This window comes from Bacteroides sp. 90-K9/2 (assembly GCF_047310725.1).
Classification (GTDB): domain Bacteria; phylum Bacteroidota; class Bacteroidia; order Bacteroidales; family Bacteroidaceae; genus Bacteroides; species Bacteroides vicugnae.
Genome location: NZ_JBCGVL010000006.1, coordinates 126078 through 150018, shown reverse-complemented (window position 1 = coordinate 150018; position 23941 = coordinate 126078). Strand labels below are relative to the sequence as shown.

At 42.2% G+C, this 23941-nt stretch carries 17 protein-coding genes and 2 tRNA genes; 12 read left to right on the top strand and 7 right to left on the bottom strand.

The annotated features are described in order from the left end of the window. Window positions 1–69 (bottom strand) — tRNA-Asn (locus tag AAHJ11_RS15185). A 30-nt stretch (window positions 70–99) separates the two neighbouring features. Beyond that, window positions 100–173, bottom strand: a tRNA-Asn gene (locus AAHJ11_RS15180). Between the two features lie 77 nt (window positions 174–250). Between AAHJ11_RS15180 and AAHJ11_RS15175 the strand changes: the two genes are divergently transcribed. Continuing rightward, the gene (locus AAHJ11_RS15175; protein WP_195650237.1) at window positions 251–1240 is read left to right on the top strand and encodes an adenosine kinase; all 990 of its coding nucleotides are present in this window, start codon (window positions 251–253) and stop codon (window positions 1238–1240) included. Between the two features lie 45 nt (window positions 1241–1285). Next, entirely contained in the window at window positions 1286–2974 is a 1689-nt protein-coding gene (locus AAHJ11_RS15170; RefSeq protein WP_004302403.1) for a S41 family peptidase, read from the top strand. Between the two features lie 141 nt (window positions 2975–3115). On the opposite strand, the gene AAHJ11_RS15165 is transcribed toward AAHJ11_RS15170, so the two are convergent. After that, window positions 3116–4318: a PAS domain-containing protein gene (locus AAHJ11_RS15165; RefSeq protein WP_195650239.1), complete on the bottom strand. Its 1203-nt coding sequence runs from the start codon at window positions 4316–4318 to the stop codon at window positions 3116–3118. Between the two features lie 171 nt (window positions 4319–4489). Here AAHJ11_RS15165 and ahcY point away from each other — a divergent pair, with 171 nt between their 5' ends. Then, on the top strand, window positions 4490–5920 hold the full coding sequence (ahcY, locus tag AAHJ11_RS15160; RefSeq protein WP_117936946.1) for an adenosylhomocysteinase: 1431 nt from the start codon (window positions 4490–4492) through the stop codon (window positions 5918–5920). A gap of 150 nt (window positions 5921–6070) precedes the next feature. Beyond that, window positions 6071–8584 (top strand): YfhO family protein, encoded by a 2514-nt coding sequence (locus AAHJ11_RS15155; RefSeq protein WP_320982907.1) that lies wholly within the window; start codon window positions 6071–6073, stop codon window positions 8582–8584. Window positions 8585–8732: 148 nt separating this feature from the next. Here AAHJ11_RS15155 and AAHJ11_RS15150 read toward each other — a convergent pair whose 3' ends face one another. Further along, entirely contained in the window at window positions 8733–9326 is a 594-nt protein-coding gene (locus AAHJ11_RS15150) for a hypothetical protein (RefSeq protein WP_148365558.1), read from the bottom strand. A 583-nt stretch (window positions 9327–9909) separates the two neighbouring features. Continuing rightward, window positions 9910–10563: a uracil phosphoribosyltransferase gene (gene upp / locus AAHJ11_RS15145; protein WP_004310703.1), complete on the bottom strand. Its 654-nt coding sequence runs from the start codon at window positions 10561–10563 to the stop codon at window positions 9910–9912. Between the two features lie 280 nt (window positions 10564–10843). Here upp and pckA point away from each other — a divergent pair, with 280 nt between their 5' ends. The 5 genes from pckA (at window position 10844) to AAHJ11_RS15120 (ending at window position 17822) form a co-directional block, all read left to right on the top strand. Further along, entirely contained in the window at window positions 10844–12451 is a 1608-nt protein-coding gene (gene pckA, locus AAHJ11_RS15140; RefSeq protein WP_143259220.1) for a phosphoenolpyruvate carboxykinase (ATP), read from the top strand. A 150-nt stretch (window positions 12452–12601) separates the two neighbouring features. After that, window positions 12602–13909, top strand: a complete 1308-nt coding sequence (locus AAHJ11_RS15135) for a MutS-related protein (RefSeq protein WP_217720992.1) — start codon at window positions 12602–12604, stop codon at window positions 13907–13909. A gap of 313 nt (window positions 13910–14222) precedes the next feature. Beyond that, window positions 14223–16712: a glycosyl hydrolase family 95 catalytic domain-containing protein gene (locus AAHJ11_RS15130; protein WP_320975086.1), complete on the top strand. Its 2490-nt coding sequence runs from the start codon at window positions 14223–14225 to the stop codon at window positions 16710–16712. A gap of 31 nt (window positions 16713–16743) precedes the next feature. Beyond that, window positions 16744–17301: a chromate transporter gene (locus AAHJ11_RS15125; RefSeq protein WP_320975087.1), complete on the top strand. Its 558-nt coding sequence runs from the start codon at window positions 16744–16746 to the stop codon at window positions 17299–17301. Next, window positions 17298–17822: a chromate transporter gene (locus tag AAHJ11_RS15120; RefSeq protein WP_148365554.1), complete on the top strand. Its 525-nt coding sequence runs from the start codon at window positions 17298–17300 to the stop codon at window positions 17820–17822. The genes AAHJ11_RS15125 and AAHJ11_RS15120 overlap by 4 nt, the downstream gene beginning before the upstream one ends. Before the next feature lie 79 nt (window positions 17823–17901). Here the strand turns inward: AAHJ11_RS15120 and typA are convergent, their stop codons facing one another. Further along, complete coding sequence (gene typA, locus AAHJ11_RS15115; RefSeq protein WP_148365553.1) at window positions 17902–19701, bottom strand: translational GTPase TypA; 1800 nt, start codon at window positions 19699–19701, stop codon at window positions 17902–17904. Window positions 19702–19856: 155 nt separating this feature from the next. On the opposite strand from typA, the gene rpsO reads away from it, so the two are divergent. From rpsO to AAHJ11_RS15100, 3 genes are all read left to right on the top strand, one after another. Then, window positions 19857–20126 carry a 30S ribosomal protein S15 gene (gene rpsO, locus AAHJ11_RS15110; protein ID WP_004296393.1) on the top strand — a complete coding sequence of 90 codons (270 nt, stop codon included), beginning with the start codon at window positions 19857–19859 and terminating at the stop codon, window positions 20124–20126. A gap of 184 nt (window positions 20127–20310) precedes the next feature. Beyond that, window positions 20311–20886 carry a helix-turn-helix domain-containing protein gene (locus tag AAHJ11_RS15105; protein WP_004296396.1) on the top strand — a complete coding sequence of 192 codons (576 nt, stop codon included), beginning with the start codon at window positions 20311–20313 and terminating at the stop codon, window positions 20884–20886. Window positions 20887–20928: 42 nt separating this feature from the next. Further along, complete coding sequence (locus AAHJ11_RS15100; RefSeq protein ID WP_148365552.1) at window positions 20929–22578, top strand: AMP-binding protein; 1650 nt, start codon at window positions 20929–20931, stop codon at window positions 22576–22578. A 155-nt stretch (window positions 22579–22733) separates the two neighbouring features. Here AAHJ11_RS15100 and AAHJ11_RS15095 read toward each other — a convergent pair whose 3' ends face one another. Beyond that, entirely contained in the window at window positions 22734–23816 is a 1083-nt protein-coding gene (locus AAHJ11_RS15095; RefSeq protein WP_195650244.1) for a mannose-1-phosphate guanylyltransferase, read from the bottom strand. Window positions 23817–23941: the final 125 nt, after the last annotated feature.

The following is a 23941-nucleotide window of genomic DNA, read 5'->3' as shown; positions in this document are numbered from 1 at the left end:
TTCCTCTTGGACTTGAACCAAGGACCCTCTGATTAACAGTCAGATGCTCTAACCGACTGAGCTAAGGAAGAATGTTTGCAATCAAGATTTTCAACTTTGCTCTTCCTCTTGGACTTGAACCAAGGACCCTCTGATTAACAGTCAGATGCTCTAACCGACTGAGCTAAGGAAGAATGTTTTTCTCAATTGCGATGCAAAAGTACTAGGTTTTTTTGAAATATGCAATATCTTTGCAAAAAAAATATTAGGAATGGACAAAATAATAGGATTGGGCAACGCCCTGGTAGACGTACTCGCAACCCTGAAGGATGATACTCTGTTGGATGAAATGGGTTTACCCAAAGGAAGCATGCAGCTCATCGATGACGCTAAGTTACAGCAGATTAACGCAAAATTTTCACAGATGAAAACCCATTTGGCAACAGGCGGATCGGCAGGAAATGCCATCCTCGGACTGGCTTGTCTGGGTGCCGGAACAGGGTTTATCGGAAAAGTGGGAAATGATAATTATGGAGAATTTTTTCGTGAAAATCTGTGGAAAAATAAGATTGAAGACAAATTATTGACGTCAGATCGACTGCCTTCCGGTGTGGCATCCACTTTTATTTCACCGGATGGGGAGCGTACTTTCGGAACCTATCTGGGAGCAGCGGCTTCTTTGAGAGCAGAGGAACTGACCTTGGATATGTTTAAAGGTTACGCGTACCTATTTATAGAAGGCTATCTTGTTCAGGACCACGAAATGATTCTTCATGCCATTGAACTGGCTAAAGAAGCCGGTTTGCAGATTTGTCTCGATATGGCTAGTTATAACATTGTGGCTAATGATCTGGAATTCTTCACCTTGCTAATCAACAAATATGTCGACATTGTCTTTGCAAACGAAGAGGAAGCGAAAGCCTTTACCGGCAAGGAGCCGGAGGAAGCTTTGAGAGTGATTGCCAAGAAATGCAGTATTGCTATCGTAAAAGTCGGGGCAAATGGTTCTTATATCCGTAAAGGGACAGAAGAAATAAAGGCTTCAGCCATTTCGGTTCAAAAGGTGGTGGATACTACCGGTGCCGGTGACTATTTTGCTTCCGGATTCTTATACGGATTGACTTGCGGATATTCGTTGGATAAATGTGCAAAAATAGGTTCTATTCTCTCGGGAAATGTTATTCAGGTAATCGGAACAACGATATCACAGGAACGCTGGGATGAAATTAAGTTAAATATTAACAGGATTCTGGCGGAATAACAAAGGATTGAGCTACTTTTACGACTCATTTAGATTGAAAGAGGTATGAAAAAATTGCTGAACAGGCAGATAGCTATTGTTGCAGTAGCGGTGATAGCCACAGTTGCTTTCTTTAGTTTCAAGAGTGGAGACGACCGTAATTTCCAGATTGCAAAGAATCTGGATATATTTAATGCGATTGTGAAAGAACTGGATATGTTCTATGTAGATACCATTGATCCGAATAAAACGATTCGGGAAGGAATCGATAATATGCTTTATACGCTGGATCCTTATACGGAATATTTCCCGGAAGAGGATCAGAGTGAACTGGAGCAGATGATTAAAGGATCATTTGGTGGGATGGGTTCTTACATTGCTTATAATACGAAACTAAAGCGTTCGATGATTTCTGAACCTTTCGAGGGAACGCCTGCTGCAAAAGCCGGTCTGAAAGCGGGAGATATCCTGATGGAGATTGACGGACAGGATCTTGCCGGTAAGAATAACGCGGAAGTCAGCCAGATGTTACGCGGACAGGCAGGTACCAGTTTTAAGTTAAAGATTGAGCGCCCGAATGAGAAAGGCGGACGTACACCGATGGAATTCACGATTGTGCGTGAGTCTATTCAGAATCCGGCAATTCCTTATACTGCCGTATTGGATAACAAGGTAGGTTACATCAGCCTTAGCACTTTTTCCGGCAACCCTTCCAAAGAGTTTAAGAAAGCATTTCTGGATTTGAAGAAACAGGGCGCTACTTCGTTGGTGATAGACCTTCGTAGTAATGGCGGCGGATTGCTGGATGAAGCAGTAGAAATTGCGAATTATTTCTTACCGCGTGGAAAGGTGATTGTGACGACAAAAGGAAAAATCAAACAGGCTAGTAACACTTACAAGACATTGCGCGAACCGTTGGATTTGGACATTCCGATTGCGGTACTGGTAAATAGCGGAACCGCTTCTGCTTCCGAAATCTTATCAGGTTCTTTGCAGGATCTCGACCGTGCCGTTATCGTTGGTAACCGTACCTTCGGAAAAGGACTGGTACAGGTTCCCCGCTCTTTGCCTTATGGCGGAACGATGAAAGTGACTACCTCCAAATATTATATTCCGAGTGGCCGTTGTGTACAGGCTATTGATTACAAGCATCGTAATGAAGATGGAAGTGTAGGAACCATTCCTGATAGTTTGACTAAGGTATTCCATACGGCTGCCGGACGTGAAGTACGCGACGGAGGTGGTGTAATGCCGGATATTGTTATCAAACAGGAGAAACTACCGAATATCCTCTTCTATCTGGTACGCGATAATCTGATTTTCGATTATGCAACACAGTATTGTTTGAAGCATCCTACCATCGTTGCTCCGGAGAAGTTTGAGGTGACAGATGCCGATTATAATGATTTTAAAGCGTTGGTGAAGAAAGCCGACTTCAAATATGACCAGCAAAGCGAGAAGATTCTGAAAACGTTGAAAGAAGCTGCCGAGTTTGAAGGATATATGGATGATGCTTCAGAGGAGTTCAAAGCACTTGAAAAGAAGTTGAATCATGATCTTGACCGCGACTTGGATTATTTCTCATCTGATATAAAGAAGATGATTGCTACTGAAATTATCAAGCGTTACTATTACCAACGTGGTAATATCATCCAGCAGTTGAAGGATGATGACGGTTTGAAGGAAGCAATGAAAATTCTGAATGATCCGGTGAAATATAAAGAAATGCTTAGTGCTCCGGCTGCTAAGGAATAAATGAATATATTTCGAACATAGATATATGCGGAAAACGCGGCTTTGTTACTAACAAGCCGCGTTTTCTGTATCTCTATATCTAATTGTAAAAGTCCTGTAAGGTCATGCCCGGACACTGATATTTGTGTCCTTAACCGATCTTTATTGGCGAATCAAAGGCAGGGTAAAATAGAATCTGCTTCCTTGTCCTTCCTGAGAGCGCAACCAGATGCGTCCGCCCATCTTCTCTACCAACATTCTGCAAAGAGTTAATCCCAATCCTGTTCCCTGAACAAAATCGTTGACCTTTCCAAAGCGCCGGAAAATAGTGGCAATTCTTGCTGCCGGAATGCCGATGCCGCTATCTTTAATATAGAACTCTACAAAATCCTCCTTTTCCCGATAGCCGAAATGGATTTCTCCTTTCGGGGTAAACTTCGTAGCGTTACTAAGCAAGTTACTTATAATTTGTATGATGCGATTCCAGTCTCCCGAAGCATACATGTCCGTATCTACGTCGTCCAAAATGAGCCTGACACCGTTTTGCGTCTTATGGCAGAATTGTTGTTCCAGTTGCAGGCAGATATCTATTAATTTGATCGGGCGGATATTGAATTTTAGAGAATCAGCTTCAAGAGATGCCAGATCCAGAATATCATTGAATAGATTCAGCAGCATTTCCGAATTTCGTTCGATGATTTCCGAATATTGGTTCTTCTCTTCCGCAGATGCTGCGGAAGTGATTAGTTTGGAGAACCCTACAATGGCATTGAGCGGGGTACGTATTTCATGGCTCATATTTGCCAGAAAAGCAGATTTCAGCCGGTCCGACTCTTCCGCCTTGATTCTGGCGGCCTTTAGCTCTTTCTGTTGTTGGGCATTCGTCTGTTCCGCCTCCCATTGTTGGGATATATCACGGCACATACACAATAGATATTCCTTATCCAAAGGAAAGATACGGTTTTCGTAGTGATGTAAAACACCGTCCAACATAAGATCATGTCTGGCTGTTGAACTTTCTCCTGTGAGAATCACCTTATCCATATTCTTGCGGACACTTTCATAAGCCTCTTTGGGTAGAATGTCTTTTACGTTAGTAGTGGTGATATTGTTGGCGCTGATACCTTCTACGTGATTAGTTGCCGGAGAAGAAGCAAGCTCTATGATGTTGGCGTCATGGTCGAAGACGGTGAGCATGTCAGGAAGAGCATCCAGTATCCGGGTGCTATATTTATCACGAAAACGTTCTTTGGAGGGAGAGGAAGAATCAGAAGAAGAATGAGAGGAAAGAAAATCTATTTTCTCCTCTAATTGTTCGATTATTTCTAAAAGGTCTTCCTTTGTTTTGTTTTTGTAATTCCTCATAGAAGATTTATTGTTATTCATTAGAATGTTGTAGAATTTGTTTTATCTGTTGCAAATATAAGACAATATTCCGAGATGCTGACTGCCTCCCTAGTTATTATAATATAAAAAAAACGGATAGCTTTTGCCCTACTAATCAGAATGTTCTATCTTTGCGTCCATTATATATAAATGATTTACAATATGTCTACAGAATTATTCTCTACTCTGCCCTATAAGGTGGCAGATATTACACTTGCTGATTTCGGACGCAAGGAAATCGATTTGGCAGAAAAAGAAATGCCCGGCCTGATGGCTCTTCGCGAAAAGTATGGAGAATCCAAACCGTTAAAAGGCGCCCGCATTATGGGCTCGTTGCACATGACCATTCAAACGGCTGTGCTGATTGAAACATTAGTGGCTTTAGGAGCTGAAGTACGTTGGTGCTCTTGTAATATATATTCAACACAGGATCATGCTGCTGCTGCAATAGCTGCTGCCGGCGTGCCGGTGTTTGCATGGAAAGGCGAGACTCTTGCCGATTATTGGTGGTGCACGTTGCAGGCATTGAGCTTTGACGGCGGCAAGGGACCGAATGTGATTGTAGATGATGGCGGTGACGCGACAATGATGATCCACGTGGGTTATGATGCAGAAAATAATGCTGCCGTATTGGATAAGGAAGTACACGCAGAGGATGAAATAGAACTGAATGCCATTTTGAAAAAAGTGTTGGCAGAAGACAGCACCCGCTGGCATCGTGTAGCGGAAGAAGTGCGTGGCGTATCTGAAGAGACAACGACAGGCGTACACCGTTTGTATCAGATGCAGGAAGAAGGCAAATTGCTGTTCCCGGCATTCAATGTGAACGACTCGGTAACGAAATCTAAGTTTGATAATCTGTACGGTTGCCGCGAATCGTTGGCCGACGGAATCAAGCGCGCAACAGATGTGATGATTGCCGGAAAAGTAGTAGTGGTATGCGGTTATGGTGATGTGGGTAAAGGCTGTTCTCATTCCATGCGTTCTTACGGAGCGCGGGTGCTCGTGACGGAGGTAGACCCGATCTGTGCACTGCAGGCTGCAATGGAAGGTTTCGAAGTAGTGACGATGGAAGAAGCTTGCATGGAAGGTAACATCTTCGTGACTACGACAGGAAATATCGATATTATCCGTATCGACCACATGGAGAAAATGAAAGATCAGGCTATCGTTTGCAACATCGGCCATTTCGATAATGAAATTCAGGTAGATGCTTTGAAACATTATCCGGGCATCAAATGTGTGAATATCAAACCGCAGGTAGACCGTTATTATTTCCCGGATGGACATAGCATCATCTTGTTGGCCGACGGTCGTCTGGTAAATCTGGGATGTGCAACAGGACACCCGTCATTCGTGATGAGTAATTCATTTACCAATCAGACATTGGCACAGATAGAACTGTTCAACAAGAAATATGATATCAATGTATATCGCCTGCCGAAGCATCTGGACGAGGAAGTGGCCCGCCTGCATCTTGAAAAGATCGGTGTGAAACTGACTAAGCTGACTCCCGAACAGGCTGCTTATATCGGTGTGTCGGTGGATGGTCCTTATAAAGCAGATCATTATAGATACTAATTAGATTTACGATTAGACGATTTACCATTTACGATTGATAAATGCAGGAGATTGATATCCCACCGTTATCAATTGTAAATGTTAGATTGCCAATCGTATTTATTTTTATATTCAAACTTCAATCGTAAATAGTAAATCGTCTAATCGTAAATGAAAAAGTTTCTTCCCGACTTAATAGCCATTCTGGCTTTTATCATTCTTTCTTTTGCCTATTTTTTCCCGGCTGATATCGAAGGTCGTATCTTGTTTCAGCATGACACGGCTGCCGGAGTCGGTGCAGGACAAGAATCGAAAGAGTACCTCGAACGTACTGGAGAACGTACACGTTGGACGAATTCGATTTTTGGAGGTATGCCTACCTATCAGATGTCTCCGAGTTACGACTCGACAACGTCTCTGAAAGGAGTGGAGAGGATTTATCGCCTCTTTCTCCCGGATTATGTAGTGCTGACTTTTATCATGATGCTGGGATTTTATATCCTCTTGCGGGCATTCGGAATATCGGCCTGGCTGGCAGGATTAGGCGGAGTGATATGGGCATTCTCTTCCTATTTCTTCATTCTGATACCGGCAGGGCATATCTGGAAGTTTGTGACATTGGCTTATATACCACCTACGATTGCAGGTGTCGTCTTGGCTTACCGGAAGAAATATCTGTTGGGCGGGATCATTACGGCCCTGTTCATCGCCCTTCAGATTCAGTCGAATCACATTCAGATGAGTTATTATTTCATGTTTGTGATCCTGTTTTTTGTAGGAGCTTACTTTGAAGATGCTTATAAAAAGAAAGAATTGCCTCATTTCTTCAAGGCCAGCGGGGTTTTGGCACTGGCTGCCGTGGTAGGAGTCTGTATCAATATTTCCAATCTGTATCATACGTATGAATATAGTAAGGAGACGATGCGCGGCAAGAGCGAATTGAAGCAGGAGGGAGCTGCTGCCAGTCAGACGAGTAGTGGGTTGGATCGTGATTATATAACCAACTGGAGTTATGGTATCGGTGAAACGTTGACGTTGCTGGTTCCGAATGTAAAAGGGGGAGGATCAGGATCTACGATGTCGCAGAGCGAAGCTGCTATGGCAAAGGCTAATCCAATGTATAACGGTATCTACTCACAGTTACCTCAATATTTCGGCGAGCAGCCGTGGACAGCCGGTCCGGTATATGTGGGGGCATTTGTGATGTTCCTTTTTGTATTGGGGTGCTTCATTGTGAAAGGTCCTCTTAAATGGGCGCTGCTGGGAGCTACTATCTTCTCGATTCTGCTTTCATGGGGAAAGAATTTCATGGGACTGACGGACTTCTTTATCGATTATGTCCCGATGTATAATAAGTTCCGCGCTGTATCTTCTATTCTGGTAATAGCTGAATTTACAATACCTTTGTTGGCGATTTTTGCCTTGAAAGAGATTTTGAGTAAACCGGATATGCTGAAACAGGAAAAGAACTGCAGAGGAGTGATTGCTGCGTTGGTACTGACTGCCGGTGTTGCACTCATTTTAGCTGTCGCACCGGGCGTTTTCTTCTCCAGCTTTATAACGACACAGGAGATGACTGCTTTGAAACAAGCACTTCCTGCCGAACATTTGGCTCCGTTTGTAGCTAATCTGACTGAAATGCGCGAAGCCATTATTGCTTCGGATGCATGGCGCAGCTTCTTTATTATAGTGATCGGTTGCCTGTTCTTATTCTTGTATCAACTGCGGAAGTTGAAAGCCTCTTTCACACTGGCGGGTATTGCGCTTTTGTGTCTGATAGATATGTGGAGTGTCAATAAACGCTATTTGAATGACGAACAGTTCGTGCCGAAGTCGAAGCAGTCAGAAGCATTCGTGAAGACACAGGCGGATGAGATTATTCTTCAGGATACGACTCCGAATTATCGTGTACTGAACTTCATCGGTTTCCCCGGTAATACATTTAACGAAAACAATACAGCATATTGGCATAAGAGTGTCGGCGGCTATCATGCAGCGAAGCTTCGCCGCTATCAGGAAATGATAGACCATCACATCGTGCCCGAAATGAAAGAAACTTATCAGGCTGTGGCTACTGCCGGTGGACAGATGGACAGTGTGGATGCTTCCAAATTCCGTGTACTGAATATGCTGAATACCAAATACTTCATTTTCCCTGCCGGAGAGCAAGGGCAGGCTGTTCCTGTTATGAATCCTTATGCATACGGTAATGCATGGTTCGTAGATAAGGTGCAGTATGTAAATAATGCAAATGAAGAAATAGATGCTTTGAACGATATTCTTCCAACGGAAACAGCCGTAGTGGATGTGAAGTTTAAAGAACAGCTGAAGGGTGTGACAGAAGGATATAAAGATTCATTATCTACCATCCAGTTAACCAGTTACGAGCCAAATCGTTTGGTTTATAAGGCTTCCACTCCTAAAGACGGAGTTGTCGTTTTCTCTGAAATATATTATCCGGGATGGCAGGTTACTATCGATGGTCAGCCGGTGGATATTGCCCGTGCAGACTATATCTTGCGTGCAATAAATATGCCGGCAGGAGAACATACCATCGAGATGTGGTTTGATCCGCAAAGCATACACGTCACGGAAAGTATTGCTTATGCAGCATTGGCTTTATTGTTAATCGGAGTTATGCTTCTTGCGTGGACACAGCGGAGCAAGATAGCGAAGAAGCCTTAAAATGTAATAGTCATCAACCTTATAATGTATTGTAAGGCTGTAAAATAAAGGCGGCTCTCTTCCTCACGAAGAGAGCCGCTACTTTGCATTCACTAAAAAAATTATGAAAAACAAACGCTGTTCATAGAAATATATTAAGTGTGATGTTTTAGAGATTTTTCTGTTCAAAATCCGGTCTTTCGCCAGAGTGATTATCTTTGTGCATTCTTCTTTGAGCAGCCTTTTTCCGTGCGGCATTTTGTTCTGCCTGCCACTTTTCGTACTGCTCTTTTGTCAGAATCTTTTTTATCTTCTTTTCTTTGGCTTCTGCAGCTTTCTTTTGTGAATCGGCAGAATTGTTATCTTTGCTCATCATCGGTCCACCTCCCATTCTACCGGGAAAACCACCTTCTCTCATCATAGGCGGTTGGCCTCCACCCATTGGTGGGCGTCCTCCCCGCATCCCATGACCTTCTCCCATTGGCGGACGTTGACCATCCGAATTTTGCATAGCCTTGAAGAATGCTTTCTGCTCTTTCAGGTTCAGCTTGTATATTTTTTTATATTGTTTATCTGTCAACTGGAGTAACTTGTTCATTTGGTCTGTCATCTGCGTGGCTACCTTTTCCGGATTCAACACCTCACGTGGAAGACGCTTTTCTTGTTGCCTTTCTTGCGGCTCATTGGCTTCTTGTGCATTTATAAAACCTGCACAGCACGTTAAGCAGACTGCCAATCCTATCAATTTCATGTTTTTTCTCATCTCTCTTATGCTTTTATTTGTTTTAATACTTCAAAGCTAAGCAGATATCGGAACAGATAAAAATAAAATCGACTAAGTGCGGAGTTTTGTCTATCAAAAGCTCGACTCTACTCTCCTGTGGCTTATATTATCTATGCCTTGGGATGGAAAGGAGTTACGAGGTGGTAAACAAGTAGTTTCAAGCGTTGAAACTGTTGTTTCTCCGGCGTGAAACTTTTGTTTCTCCAGCGTGAAACTATTGTTTCTCCACCTTGAAACTTTTGTTTCTAACGCTTGAAACTGATAGTTCCACGGCTTGAAACAAGTCGTTTCAATACGGGAAAGACTATTAAGAACGCGTTGATGTTCTCTTTAGCAATAACTATTATTTAATTTAGGTGGTGATAGGTGATAGATGCGGTGATAGGTTACTGACAACCTATCACCGCTCTGAAAACACTATGGATAAAGGGTTTGATAATGCTGGTGATAGGTTGAAAGAGGATTTCTGTTTTTATATATGAGAGAGAACCGGATATACACAGATTTCTATATCTATTCCTGTGTCGGCTGAATCAGCTGATGGTGTATCGGGTTGAATCATTTATTCTTTTTCGCCATAAGCAAGATCACCTGCATCACCCAATCCCGGAACAATATAAGAATGTTCGTTGATTTCCGGATCAATGGCAGCGCACCAGATGGTTGTCTTGTCTTCAGGGAATACATTCTTTATATGGTCAATGGCCTTTTGGCTGGCAATAATGGAAGCAACGTGAATTTCAGCGGGATGACCTTTCGTCAGCATTGCCTGGTAACTCAGTTCCATACTGCCTCCTGTTGCTAACATAGGATCGGTGATAATCAATGTCTTGTCATCAATACGGGGAGATGCGATATATTCTATATGTATATCGAATTTCAGCGTATCTTTATATTTGCGGTAAGCGGAAACAAATGCATTTTCCGCCCCGTCGAAATAACTAAGGAAACCTTGGTGGAAAGGCAGACCTGCACGTAGAATAGTGCTGATTACTAAATTGTTGTCCGGCGTACTGACCGGAGCAATTCCCAGTGGTGTCTGGATATTCTTTACCGAGTATTTAAACTCTTTACTCATTTCATAAGCCATGATTTCTCCAATCCGTTCAATGTTACGGCGGAAACGCAGGCGGTCGTTCTGAACTTCTACATTTCTAATTTCGGATATGTACTGGTTTAGAATCGAATTAGTTTGGCCAAAATCAATTACTTTCATATTATATTTTAATCAAATTTTAATCTCATTTTCATAGTATTGTCAGCATACTGGCTTGCAAAGTAAATGATAATCTTTCAAATTGCAATATTCAGTTTGCAGATATTGTTAGGAATTTATAAAAGAGTTTCAATTAAGGAAAAATTTCTTCAATACCTTCTTCCTTTCCAAAGAAAGTATTACTTTTGTAGCCGGATTTACAAGGGGGTATTCAAAGCTCCCCATGTTAAGGTGAAAAGAGATAGAAAACAAAATACCAATTTTAATTAATTCAAAGAAAATGGCAAATTTAGATTTAAGCAAGTACGGCATCACAGGTGTGACCGAGATTTTGCACAATCCGTCTTATGATGTTTTGTTCGCTGAAGAAACAAAACCGAGTCTGGAAGGCTTTGAAAAAGGTCAAGTAACTGAATTAGGCGCTGTGAACGTGATGACAGGTATCTATACCGGTCGTTCTCCTAAAGATAAATTCTTCGTTAAGAATGAAGCTTCTGCTGATTCTGTATGGTGGACTTCTGAAGATTACAAAAACGACAACAAACCATGTACTGAAGAAGCTTGGGCTGACTTGAAAGCTAAAGCTGTAAAACAACTTTCCGGCAAACGTTTGTTCGTTGTTGATACTTTCTGTGGTGCTAACGAAGCTACTCGTATGAAAGTACGTTTCATTATGGAAGTAGCTTGGCAGGCTCACTTCGTAACTAACATGTTCATCCGCCCGACTGCTGAAGAACTTGCTAACTACGGAGAACCTGATTTCGTATGTTTCAACGCTTCTAAAGCAAAAGTTGACAACTACAAAGAACTGGGCTTGAACTCTGAAACTGCTACTGTATTCAACCTGAAGACTAAAGAACAAGTAATCCTGAATACTTGGTACGGTGGTGAAATGAAGAAAGGTATGTTCTCTATCATGAACTACATGAACCCGCTTCGTGGTATCGCTTCTATGCACTGTTCTGCTAACACTGATATGGAAGGAACTAGCTCTGCTATCTTCTTCGGATTGTCTGGTACAGGTAAGACAACTTTGTCTACTGACCCGAAACGTAAATTGATCGGTGACGACGAACACGGATGGGATAACGAAGGTGTATTCAACTACGAAGGTGGTTGCTACGCTAAGGTTATCAACCTGGATAAAGAAAGCGAACCGGATATCTACAATGCTATCACACGTGATGCTTTGCTTGAAAACGTAACAGTTGACGCTAACGGTAAGATTGATTTCACAGATAAGAGCGTGACTGAAAACACTCGCGTTTCGTATCCTATTTATCACATCGAAAACATTGTTAAACCGGTTTCTAAAGGTCCTCACGCTAAACAAGTTATCTTCTTGTCTGCTGATGCATTCGGTGTATTGCCTCCGGTATCTATCTTGAACCCGGAACAGGCTCAATACTACTTCTTGTCTGGATTTACAGCTAAATTGGCTGGTACAGAACGTGGTATCACTGAACCGACTCCGACATTCTCTGCTTGCTTCGGTGCTGCTTTCTTGTCATTGCACCCGACTAAATATGCAGAAGAATTGGTTAAGAAGATGGAAATGACTGGTGCTAAAGCATACTTGGTTAACACAGGATGGAATGGTTCTGGCAAACGTATCTCTATCAAAGATACTCGTGGTATCATCGATGCTATCCTTGATGGTTCTATTGACAAAGCTCCTACTAAGGTTATTCCTTTCTTCGACTTTGTTGTTCCTACAGAACTTCCGGGTGTTGATCCGAAGATCCTTGATCCACGCGACACTTACGAATGTGCTTGCAAATGGGAAGAAAAAGCAAAAGATTTGGCTGGACGTTTCATCAAGAACTTCGCTAAATTTACTGGTAACGAAGCTGGTAAGGCTTTGGTTGCTGCTGGTCCGAAACTCTAATTGGAGAATCAGATATAATATGGAAGGCGGTTCGATTTCGAACCGCCTTTTTTTGTTTATGCCTGTGCCTTTCTATGGGAATAAATGCTGCCTGTTTAAAACTTTTCCCTATATTTGCCAAAACGGGAGTACTAACCTTTAAAGGCAGTTATGGTATATCTAGCTACTGACAAACAGACCTATGCGGATCTAAGCATTACAGAGACTGCTAGTAATGAGCAATTTCTTTTCTCTTTGTTTTCCAAAACAGAGACAAAAGAAGGAAGAGCCCTGATGTTGAACTGGATTATGTATCCATTAAGTGATTTGGAGGCAATCCGTAAAAGACAGGAGGCTATTGCATGGGATGCTTTGCCCGAACTTCTTTTGAATGAAGAAGAGCTGGATTTTATTGAATATTACCTGGCTTATCGTGACCAGATACGGGAAGCTCATATTCTACTTTCATGTGCTACTGTTATCGACCGTCTGGTGCGGTATGATTCGACCCGTTATGTGATTTGCAGAGGGGTGAAATTAGTGGTTCATCTCTTGCATTGTCTGAAGAAATGGGCGGCAGAGTTACCACTGGATGCCCCGAAACTCATGAAAGAATCTGCTGCTATGATCGATAATATTCTCCATGGAAGTGAATTGGAGGAAGTATTGGAGCAGACCTCTAATGAAGAAAAAAGACTGTCTAACTTTGTCATAGACAAGTTTGATTATCTGTTCCGGTGTACTCGGCTGTTATCCTTGAAAGAACTCTTGTCTGTTATATATCTGCTTGATGTTTGCCGTACAGCTCACCGTGTGGCAAAAGAGAAGAACTTTTGTTGTATGCCGACAATGGTATCGACAATGGACTTCTCGGTAGAGGGAGTCGTTCATCCTTTTGTGAAAGATGCGCAGCCAAACAGTTGGCAGATGTCCCGAGGGAATATATGCATTTTTACAGGCTCTAATATGGCAGGGAAGTCAACAACTTTAAAAGCATTGACCTTGGCTGTCTGGTTGGCACATTGCGGTTTGCCTGTTCCTGTGAAATCGATGATTTGTCCTCTTTACGAGGGAATTTATACCTCTATTAATCTGCCGGATTCTTTGCGGGACGGACGAAGTCATTTTATGGCGGAAGTGCTTCGTATAAAAGAAGTGATGCAAAAAGCTTTAACCGGAAAACACTGTTTGGTGGTATTGGATGAGATGTTTCGCGGGACGAATGCTAAAGATGCGTTCGAGGCTTCCGTTGCCGTCAATGAATTATTGAAAGGTTTCTCTCATTGTCATTTTTTGATATCAACACATATTCTGGAATATGCGAAAGCCTTTGAAAAGGATTCTTCCTGTTGCTTTTATTATATGGAAGCAGAAATTATTGATGATTCATTTGTCTGTCCTCATCGGTTGCTGTCGGGGATTTCAGAAGCCAGAGTCGGGTATTGGGTCGTGAAAAAAATACTGTCGGGTTTGATATAGCTTCAATTTGTTGTATCTTTATTAGGATTTCTAATTATTAACTAATACTATTCCGATACCTTGCAGGCTATAGCGACCGGATATCTGATTGCATCTGTCAGTTATGGGTTGGAACAGTATATGGGAAACTACTATGCAGTGTGGTTTAGCTTTGCCAACTATTTGATTGTATTCCTGATATAACGAATGATGTATAAACATGGAATGTTTTTGAAAATATAAGACGGTACTTTATTTTTAATAGAAGCATATTTTGACTACTTTTGTACAGACTATAAATGGGTTATTAATCTTAAATAACGACGCGACGACCATGAAGAAATTTTATTTCCTTCTTATCAGTTCCTTATTCCTTACCTCCGGGCTTTATGCCGGAGAAACCGATTATACTCAAGGACTTTCCATCTGGTTTGACACTCCCAATACTTTGCAGGGGTATGCTGCCTGGTATGGCGGAAGACCGGATTTGTGGAAAGGTGAAAATAAACCGGTAACAGCAGGAAGCGGACGTAATCTGGATGCCAGTTGGGAGGCACAGTCATTGCCTATTGGTAACGGCAGCCTCGGCGCAAATATTATGGGATCGGTGGAAGCCGAGCGTATCACTTTCAATGAAAAAACGCTTTGGCGCGGTGGTCCGAACACAGCGAAAGGTGCGGACTATTATTGGAATGTCAATAAGCAATCGGCCCATCTTTTAGATGAAATACGCAAAGCATTTACAGAAGGAGATCAGAAAAAGGCTGAAATGCTGACGCGGCAGAACTTCAATAGTGAAGTATCGTATGAAGCTGACGGAGAAAATCCTTTCCGTTTCGGCAGCTTTACTACAATGGGAGAGTTTTATGTAGAAACCGGACTGAATATGATAGGAATGAGCGATTATAAGCGCATTCTGTCTTTGGATTCGGCTATGGCAGTCGTGCAATTCAAAAAGGATCGTGTGGCTTATCAACGTAACTTTTTTATCTCTTACCCTGCCAATGTAATGGTGGTACGTTTTAGCGCGGATCAACCGGGGAAACAAAATCTGGTTTTCAGTTATGCGCCCAATCCCCTGTCTATCGGCAGCATGGCTTCTGATGGAAATAAAGGATTGGTTTACACAGCTTCTTTGGATAATAATGGAATGGAATATGTTGTTCGCATCCGGGCAGAAGCGAAAGGAGGAACACTGTCTAATGCAGATGGAAAGTTGACGGTGAAGGATGCAGACGAAGTTGTATTTTATGTCACAGCGGACACTGACTATAAGATTAACTTTGATCCGGATTTCAAAGATCCGAAAACATATATAGGCGTTAATCCCGAAGAAACTACAAAGCAGTGGATGAATAACGCAGTGGCGCAGGGATATACTGCTTTATTCAATCAGCATTATAATGATTATGCTACTCTGTTCAACCGGGTCCGGCTGAATCTGAATCCAGCGGTGAAAGGAGTGAACCTGCCTACTTCTCAACGTCTGAAAAATTATCGGAAAGGACAACCGGATTATTATCTGGAAGAGTTGTATTATCAATTTGGACGTTATCTCCTGATTGCCAGTTCCCGTCCGGGCAATATGCCTGCCAATCTGCAGGGGATCTGGCACAATAATGTTGATGGGCCGTGGCGTGTGGATTATCATAATAACATCAATATCCAGATGAATTATTGGCCTGCTTGTTCTACCAACTTGAATGAGTGCGTGCTTCCGTTGATTGACTTTATCCGTACGCTCGTGAAACCGGGCGAGAAGACTGCACAGGCTTATTTCGGTGCTAGAGGATGGACGGCATCTATCTCAGGCAATATTTTTGGCTTTACCACTCCGTTGGAAAGTCAGGATATGTCGTGGAACTTCAATCCGATGGCAGGTCCTTGGCTGGCTACCCATATCTGGGAGTATTACGACTATACAAGAAACTTGAAATTTCTGAAAGAAACCGGTTATGAACTGATTAAGAGTAGTGCCGATTTTGCAGTCGATTACCTGTGGCATAAGCCGGATGGAACCTATACGGCTGCTCCGTCCACTTCGCCCGAACATGGTCCTATCGATCAGGGAGCTACTTTTGTGCATGCCGTGGTGCGTGAAATTCTGATGGATGCGATTGAGGCAAGCAAAGTGTTGGGTGTAGATAAGAAAGAACGTAAGCAGTGGGAGCATGTGCTTGCCAATCTCGTTCCCTATCAAATAGGTCGTTATGGTCAGTTGATGGAATGGTCGGTGGATATTGATGATCCGAAAGATGAACATCGTCATGTGAATCATTTGTTCGGTCTGCATCCGGGGCATACGGTTTCTCCGGTCACTACTCCCGAACTGGCGAAAGCTGCTAAAGTAGTATTGGTGCATCGTGGTGATGGTGCTACCGGTTGGAGTATGGGTTGGAAGTTGAATCAGTGGGCGCGTTTGCAGGATGGTAATCATGCTTATACTTTATTCGGCAATTTATTGAAGAACGGAACCATGGATAATTTGTGGGATACGCATCCGCCTTTCCAGATTGATGGAAACTTTGGCGGGACAGCGGGAATTACCGAAATGTTGCTCCAAAGTCATATGGGCTTTATTCAATTATTACCGGCTTTGCCGGATGCATGGAAAGATGGTTCTATCAGTGGTATCTGTGCAAAAGGAAATTTTGAGGTGGATATGATTTGGGAGAATCATCTGTTGAAGGAAGCTGTTGTGCGCTCTAATGCAGGAGGCAACTGTGTTATAAAGTATGCGGATCAGACTATCTCCTTTAAAACAGTGAAAGGACACAGTTATCAGATTAGATATGATGCAGCCAAAGGGCTCATTAAAAATTAAACGCAAAATATCGGAAAGTTAGAAAGAGAGGATGGTACTGGAGTATTTAAAATTATTCGTGACATTTGCGAAGATTGGAATGTTTACTATTGGTGGTGGTTATGCCATGATTCCGTTGATTGAACGGGAGATTGTTGCCAAACAATGGATGGGTAAGGAAGAATTTATGGAGATGTTTGCTTTGACACAGTCACTTCCGGGGGTGTTTGCGGTGAATATTTCTATCTTCGTAGGATATAAGTTGTATAAGGTGGGTGGGAGTCTGGTGTGTGCATTGGCTACGATTCTTCCTTCTTTCGTTATCATGATGCTGATAGCCATGTTTTTTGCACGGTTTCAGGATAATGAAGTGATGATTCGCATCTTTAATGGAATACGTCCTGCCGTAGTAGCATTGATTCTGTTTCCTTGTATTTCTGCTGCAAGAGCTTTGAAACTGAAGTATTTTCAGTTGGTTGCTCCTGCCATAGCTACCGTGTTGATCTGGCAGTTTGGCTTATCACCTATTTATATTGTATTGGCCGGAATTATAGGGGGATTGGTATATACATTATGGTTGAAGGAAAAAATAGCGAATAAACAGGTATGATATATTGGCAATTACTTTGGGTGTATCTTAAAATAGGTATGTTCGGTTTTGGGGGTGGATATGCGATGCTTTCCCTGATTCAACATGAGATAGTGGATCTCCATCATTGGCTGACTCCTCAACAGTTTACGGATGTGGTCGCAATTTCGCAGATGACTCCGGGACCGATTGGTATAAATAGTGCTACGTACGTAGGCTATGCGGTAACACAAAGTGTTTGGGGAGCTGTGTTGGCCACTGTAGCCGTTTGTTTGCCTTCTTTTATTTTGGTATTGCTCATTTCTTATTTCTTTGCGAAGTGTAAGGATAATAAGTATATTAAAGCGGCTATGTCCGGACTGCTTCCTATGTCAGTCGCCCTGATTGCTTCTGCTGCATTGCTTATGATGAATAGAGAGAATTTTATGGACTATAAAAGCATCGGTATTTTCGCAGTCGCCTTTGGGGTTACATGGAAATGGAATCTTCATCCTATTCTATTGATTTGTCTGGCGGGTGTGGTAGGATTGTTGCTGTATTAGTAATGCTTATAGGAAAAAGAAAATCCCGGTTAAACACTGCGTTTAACCGGGATTTCTATATAATATTATGAAAGAATGGTTAGTTCTTGTTTGCACGTTTACGTTCAATTTCGTCCAAAATCACTTTACGCATACGCATTGCTTTAGGGGTAACTTCTACATACTCGTCTTCCTTGATATACTCCAGTGCTTCTTCGAGTGAGAACTGGATAGGTGGAATCAGACGTACTTTATCATCCGAACCGGAAGCACGCATATTCGTCAACTTCTTCGATTTGGTAACATTGATAACCAGGTCGTTGTCGTGAGAATGCTCACCTACTACTTGTCCTGCATAAACATCATCCTGCGGGAAGATAAAGAACTTACCGCGATCCTGCAATTTGTCGATGGCATAAGCGAAAGCTGTTCCACTTTCCATAGCAATCATAGAACCGTTCGTACGACGTTCGATTTCTCCTTTGTGCGGCTGATATTCTTTGAAGCGGTGTGCCATGATGGCTTCACCGGCAGAAGCAGTCAGTACATTGGTACGCAATCCGATGATACCACGAGAAGGCATATCGAATTCGAGATTGATACGTTCGCCCGTGTTTTCCATCTTCACCATCTCGCCTTTACGACGGGTAACCATATCAATAATCTTGCTGGAATATTCTTCCGGTACATTGATGGTCAACTCTTCAATCGGCTCGCATTTCACACCGTCGATTTCTTTGAAGATAACCTGCGGCTGACCCACCTGTAATTCGTAACCCTCACGACGCATTGTTTCGATCAATACAGAGAGGTGGAGTACGCCACGACCGGAAACAATCCATTTACCGTCTTCCTCACTCTTTCTTACACGGAGAGCCAAGTTCTTATCGAGTTCTTTCATCAGGCGGTCATGGATGTGGCGTGAAGTCACAAACTTACCATCCTTGCCGAAGAAAGGAGAATCGTTGATCGCAAACAACATACTCATGGTCGGCTCATCAATAGCGATTGGCGGCAATGCTTCCGGATTCTCAAAATCACAAACTGTATCTCCAATCTCGAATCCGTCGATACCTACCAGTGCGCAGATGTCACCGGAAGAGACTTCACTTGTTTTCACGCGGCCTAAACCTTCGAAAACATGGAGTTCTTTGATTTTGCTCTTGAACATATCGCCGTTGCGTTTCGCAAGCGTTATATTCATACCTTCTTTTAATGTACCGCGATGTACGCGACCTACGGCGATACGACCGGTATAAGAAGAATAATCCAGAGAAGTAATCAACATCTGGGGAGTGCCTTCCAGTTGTTTGGGTGCCGGAATATTTTCGATGATACAATCCAATAGCGGAGTAATACTGTCAGTCTGTTGCTTCCAGTCGGTGCTCATCCAGTTGTTTTTGGCGGAACCGTAGATTACGGGGAAGTCCAGCTGGTCTTCCGTTGCGTTCAGGCTGAACATCAAATCGAAAACCATTTCGTAAACCTCTTCCGGACGGCAGTTAGGCTTATCTACCTTATTAACTACCACGATAGGTTTCAAACCGATTTCCAGCGCCTTTTGCAGTACGAAACGAGTCTGGGGCATCGGACCTTCGAAGGCGTCTACCAACAGAATACAACCGTCGGCCATATTCAATACGCGTTCTACCTCACCACCGAAGTCGCTGTGTCCCGGAGTATCAATAATATTAATTTTTGTACCGTTGTAATTGATGGATACGTTTTTGGAGAGAATCGTTATACCACGTTCACGTTCCAAATCGTTGTTATCCAGGATAAGTTCACCACTATTTTGGTTGCTGCGGAATAAATTTCCGGCCAATAGCATTTTGTCAACCAGCGTTGTTTTCCCATGGTCAACATGGGCAATGATTGCAATGTTTCGAATATTTTGCATATAATACCTATTATTTGGCTGCAAAGGTACGAAAATAGGATTAGAAATATATGCAATGATAGCAATTTTTTCTTGTAAATCGTTGTGTGATATAAAGATAATGCCTATCTTTGCACGCTCAAAAGAATAATTTATCAATTAAAATTCTAAGAATTATGTATTTAGACGCTGCTAAAAAGCAAGAAATCTTCGGAAAGTACGGAAAGTCTAACACTGATACCGGCTCAGCTGAGGCCCAGGTGGCTTTGTTTTCCTACCGTATTTCTCACCTGACTGAGCACATGAAGCTCAACAGAAAAGATTATAGTACTGAAAGAGCGTTAACAATGTTGGTAGGTAAGCGTCGTCGCTTGCTCGATTACCTGAAGGCAAGAGATATCGAAAGATATCGTGCTATTGTTAAAGAGCTCGGTTTGCGTAAGTAATCTACTTGTCGCGAAAAGATTAAGAGCCGTTCCTCATTATAGAGGAGCGGCTTTTTTAGTTTCTTCTTTTTCTTCCTGACAGTCGTATTTTCTTCAGTTATAATTGTGTCCATCTAAAGATTTTGCTATTTTTGCAACTTAATTATTATAATTTATCACCTTTGATAACTAAAATGCTTTCAAAATGGATACAAGTAAGATTGTTGGCGAAAAGATTAAAGCCCTCCGCGAAGATAAATCAATAAGCATAGAAGAGTTGGCACAACGTTCGGGTTTGGCTATCGAACAAGTTGAACGTATTGAGAATAATATTGATATACCTTCTCTTGCACCGCTAATTAAAATAGCGCGTGTGTTGGGAGTACGTCTGGGGACTTTTCTTGATGACCAGGATGAAGTCGGACCGGTGGTATGTCGTAAGAAAGAAGCCAAAGATGCGATTAGTTTTTCCAATAACGCGATTCATTCTCGCAAACACATGGAATATCACTCGTTGTCCAAGTCAAAGGCAGATCGTCATATGGAACCGTTTATTATCGATGTGATGCCAACGGAGGATACCGACTTCGTGCTTTCTTCTCATGAAGGGGAGGAGTTTATCATGGTTATGGAAGGTATCATGGAAATCAGCTACGGTAAGAATACCTATTTGTTGGAAGAGGGTGATAGCATTTATTATGATTCCATTGTTCCTCATCATGTACATGCTTACGAGGGGCAGGCTGCAAAAATCCTGGCAGTAGTTTACACGCCGATTTGAGTTAAGTATTAAGTATAAAGTATTAAGTATAGAAAGAATCCCATGCAATTATTTGATCGTACTTTGGGACAGTGGCTCGAGCACTGGGCTGAAGAGACTCCCGATAAGGAATATATCGTTTATTCCGACCGCAATCTCCGTTTTACCTGGAGCCAGTTAAACCGTCGTGTGGATGATATGGCGAAAGGGCTTATCGCCATTGGTGTGGAACGTGGTACCCATGTGGGTATCTGGGCGGCTAATGTTCCCGATTGGTTGACATTGTTGTATGCTTGTGCGAAGATCGGTGCGGTATATGTTACTGTGAATACGAACTATAAACAATCGGAGTTGGAGTATCTTTGCCAGGATTCGGATATGCATACGCTTTGTATCGTGAATGGCGAGAAGGACAGTGACTTTGTGCAGATGACCTATACAATGCTTCCCGAATTGAAAACCTGTGAACGCGGACATTTGAAGAGTGAACGTTTTCCGTACATGAGAAATGTAGTGTATGTAGGGCAGGAGAAACATCGGGGTATGTATAATACAGCGGAGATTCTGTTATTGGGAAATAATGTGAAAGATGATTGTTTGAGCGAACTCAAAAGCAAGGTGGATTGTCACGATGTGGTGAATATGCAATATACGTCGGGAACTACCGGTTTTCCGAAGGGAGTAATGCTGACACATTATAATATTGCCAATAATGGATTTCTGACTGGTGAACACATGAAGTTCACGGCAGATGATAAACTTTGCTGCTGTGTTCCGTTATTCCATTGTTTCGGAGTGGTGTTGGCTACCATGAACTGTCTGACTCATGGTTGTACGCAGGTAATGGTGGAACGTTTCGATCCGCTGATTGTATTGGCTTCCATTCATAAAGAACGTTGCACGGCTCTTTATGGAGTACCGACTATGTTTATTGCCGAGTTGCATCATCCGATGTTTGATCTCTTTGATATGTCTTGTCTTCGTACAGGTATTATGGCAGGTTCTCTGTGTCCTGTCGAACTGATGAAGCAGGTAGAAGAGAAAATGTATATGAAGGTGACTAGTGTGTATGGACTGACAGAGGCTGCACCGGGTATGACAGCTTCTCGTATTGATGATCCGTTTGATGTACGTTGTAATACGGTAGGGCGTGATTTTGAATTTACGGAAGTAAAAGTGATCGACCCGGAAACTGGTGAAGAATGTCCGGTTGGCGTACAAGGTGAGATGTGCAACCGTGGATATAACACCATGAAAGGATATTATAAAAATCCGGAAGCAACGGCAGAAGTGATCGATGAAAACAACTTCCTGCATTCCGGTGACTTGGGTATCAAGGATGAAGATGGAAATTACCGGATTACCGGACGCATTAAGGATATGATTATCCGGGGTGGTGAGAATATTTATCCGCGCGAAATAGAGGAGTTTCTTTATAAACTTGATGGAGTGAAAGATGTTCAGGTGGCAGGTATTCCTTCTAAGAAATACGGTGAGGCAGTCGGAGCATTTATTATCTTGCAGAAAGGTGTGAAAATGCAGGAAGCCGATGTTCGTGATTTTTGCAGAAATAAAATATCCCGTTATAAGATTCCGAAATATATATTCTTTGTGAATGAGTTCCCGATGACAGGTAGTGGAAAGATTCAGAAGTTCAGATTGAAAGATCTGGGATTGCAACTTTGTAAAGAGCAGGGAATAGAAATTATCTAGGACCTGTGATTGCTTAAAGACACACAAAGTTTTTCAATATAATAAACGGTGAACGGTGAACGAACTGCATGATTGTTTGCAGAGAGTTCACCGTTCATTATTTGTATTATTGTCTTATCCGGTTTTTGCTGTGGCGGGTTAAGTGCTGCGCGCTGCTAAATGAAATCATCACCCAGTTGCATTTGGGCGTCATTCACATATTTACGGATGGCATGTTCTTCATCTTTGCGGCAGATTAAAAGAACGTTGTCTGATTCTGCTATTAGAAATCCTTCCAATCCATCAATTACGGCCAGTTTTCCTTTTGGAAGTACTACCATGTTATCTTTACTATTATAAATAAGCGAATGGCATTTCAGAGTAACATTGCCTTCTGAATCCCTTTCCGATAAATCATAAAGTGATCCCCAGGTTCCAAGATCAGACCAGCCAAAATCTCCTAACGATACATACACGTTGTCCGCTTTTTCCATAATACCGAAATCGATGGATACATTAGGACATGCGGGGAAATTTTCTTCAATAAATGCTTTTTCCTTATCGGTGGCATAAATATCTTTTCCCGGTGCCAGTTTGGAAGCTAATTCAGGCAACAAATCTTCATTTGCTTTGATGATTGTATTTACATTCCACATAAACAGTCCGGAATTCCAGTAAAATTCTCCGCTTTCTACGAATACTTTAGCTAATTCCAGTTCCGGTTTTTCAGTGAATGTTTTTACTTTGTAGAAGTTTTCACCTGCGGGTTCATCTATTTGTATATATCCATATCCTGTTTCCGGACGATTGGGTTTAATACCTAATGTTAGTAGTTTTTCAGAGCGTGAAACAAATTCAAGTCCTTTTTCAATAGCGGCAAGAAACTCATCTTCTTTTAAAATTAAATGGTCTGAAGGTGCAACTACGATATTGGCGTTTGGATTCAGTGCCCGGATGTGGTAAGAGGCCCATGCTATACATGGAGCCGTATTCCGTCTTGCAGGTTCCAGCAGAATTTGGCTTTCGCTTACTTTTGGCAATTGTTCCTTCACTAAGTCTGCATACATTGCATTGGTAACGATGAAAATGTTTTCTGTTGGAATAACCTTTTGGAACCGGTCAAAAGTCTGCTGTAAAAGTGAACGACCCGTTCCGAAGAAATCTAAGAATTGTTTGGGCAATGTTTTGCGGCTAAACGGCCAGAAGCGGCTTCCAATGCCGCCACCCATAATCACGCAATAATTATCCTGGTTTGTCATGATAGTGACTCTATTTTAAAGTTTCTGCTAATGTACGGTTTATTCTCTGAATAGAGAAGTGTTTAAGATATGTTTTATTATTTTTTTCTCCTTTTTTTTGCCAAACTATTGTGGATTCAAAATAA

Coding starts and splice junctions, on each gene's coding strand:
- AAHJ11_RS15175 (WP_195650237.1), top strand. CDS start 251: ATGGACAAAATAATAGGATTGGGCAACGCCCTGGTAGACGTACTCGCA.
- AAHJ11_RS15170 (WP_004302403.1), top strand. CDS start 1,286: ATGAAAAAATTGCTGAACAGGCAGATAGCTATTGTTGCAGTAGCGGTG.
- AAHJ11_RS15165 (WP_195650239.1), bottom strand. CDS start 4,318: ATGAGGAATTACAAAAACAAAACAAAGGAAGACCTTTTAGAAATAATC.
- ahcY (WP_117936946.1), top strand. CDS start 4,490: ATGATTTACAATATGTCTACAGAATTATTCTCTACTCTGCCCTATAAG.
- AAHJ11_RS15155 (WP_320982907.1), top strand. CDS start 6,071: ATGAAAAAGTTTCTTCCCGACTTAATAGCCATTCTGGCTTTTATCATT.
- AAHJ11_RS15150 (WP_148365558.1), bottom strand. CDS start 9,326: ATGAGAAAAAACATGAAATTGATAGGATTGGCAGTCTGCTTAACGTGC.
- upp (WP_004310703.1), bottom strand. CDS start 10,563: ATGAAAGTAATTGATTTTGGCCAAACTAATTCGATTCTAAACCAGTAC.
- pckA (WP_143259220.1), top strand. CDS start 10,844: ATGGCAAATTTAGATTTAAGCAAGTACGGCATCACAGGTGTGACCGAG.
- AAHJ11_RS15135 (WP_217720992.1), top strand. CDS start 12,602: ATGGTATATCTAGCTACTGACAAACAGACCTATGCGGATCTAAGCATT.
- AAHJ11_RS15130 (WP_320975086.1), top strand. CDS start 14,223: ATGAAGAAATTTTATTTCCTTCTTATCAGTTCCTTATTCCTTACCTCC.
- AAHJ11_RS15125 (WP_320975087.1), top strand. CDS start 16,744: ATGGTACTGGAGTATTTAAAATTATTCGTGACATTTGCGAAGATTGGA.
- AAHJ11_RS15120 (WP_148365554.1), top strand. CDS start 17,298: ATGATATATTGGCAATTACTTTGGGTGTATCTTAAAATAGGTATGTTC.
- typA (WP_148365553.1), bottom strand. CDS start 19,701: ATGCAAAATATTCGAAACATTGCAATCATTGCCCATGTTGACCATGGG.
- rpsO (WP_004296393.1), top strand. CDS start 19,857: ATGTATTTAGACGCTGCTAAAAAGCAAGAAATCTTCGGAAAGTACGGA.
- AAHJ11_RS15105 (WP_004296396.1), top strand. CDS start 20,311: ATGGATACAAGTAAGATTGTTGGCGAAAAGATTAAAGCCCTCCGCGAA.
- AAHJ11_RS15100 (WP_148365552.1), top strand. CDS start 20,929: ATGCAATTATTTGATCGTACTTTGGGACAGTGGCTCGAGCACTGGGCT.
- AAHJ11_RS15095 (WP_195650244.1), bottom strand. CDS start 23,816: ATGACAAACCAGGATAATTATTGCGTGATTATGGGTGGCGGCATTGGA.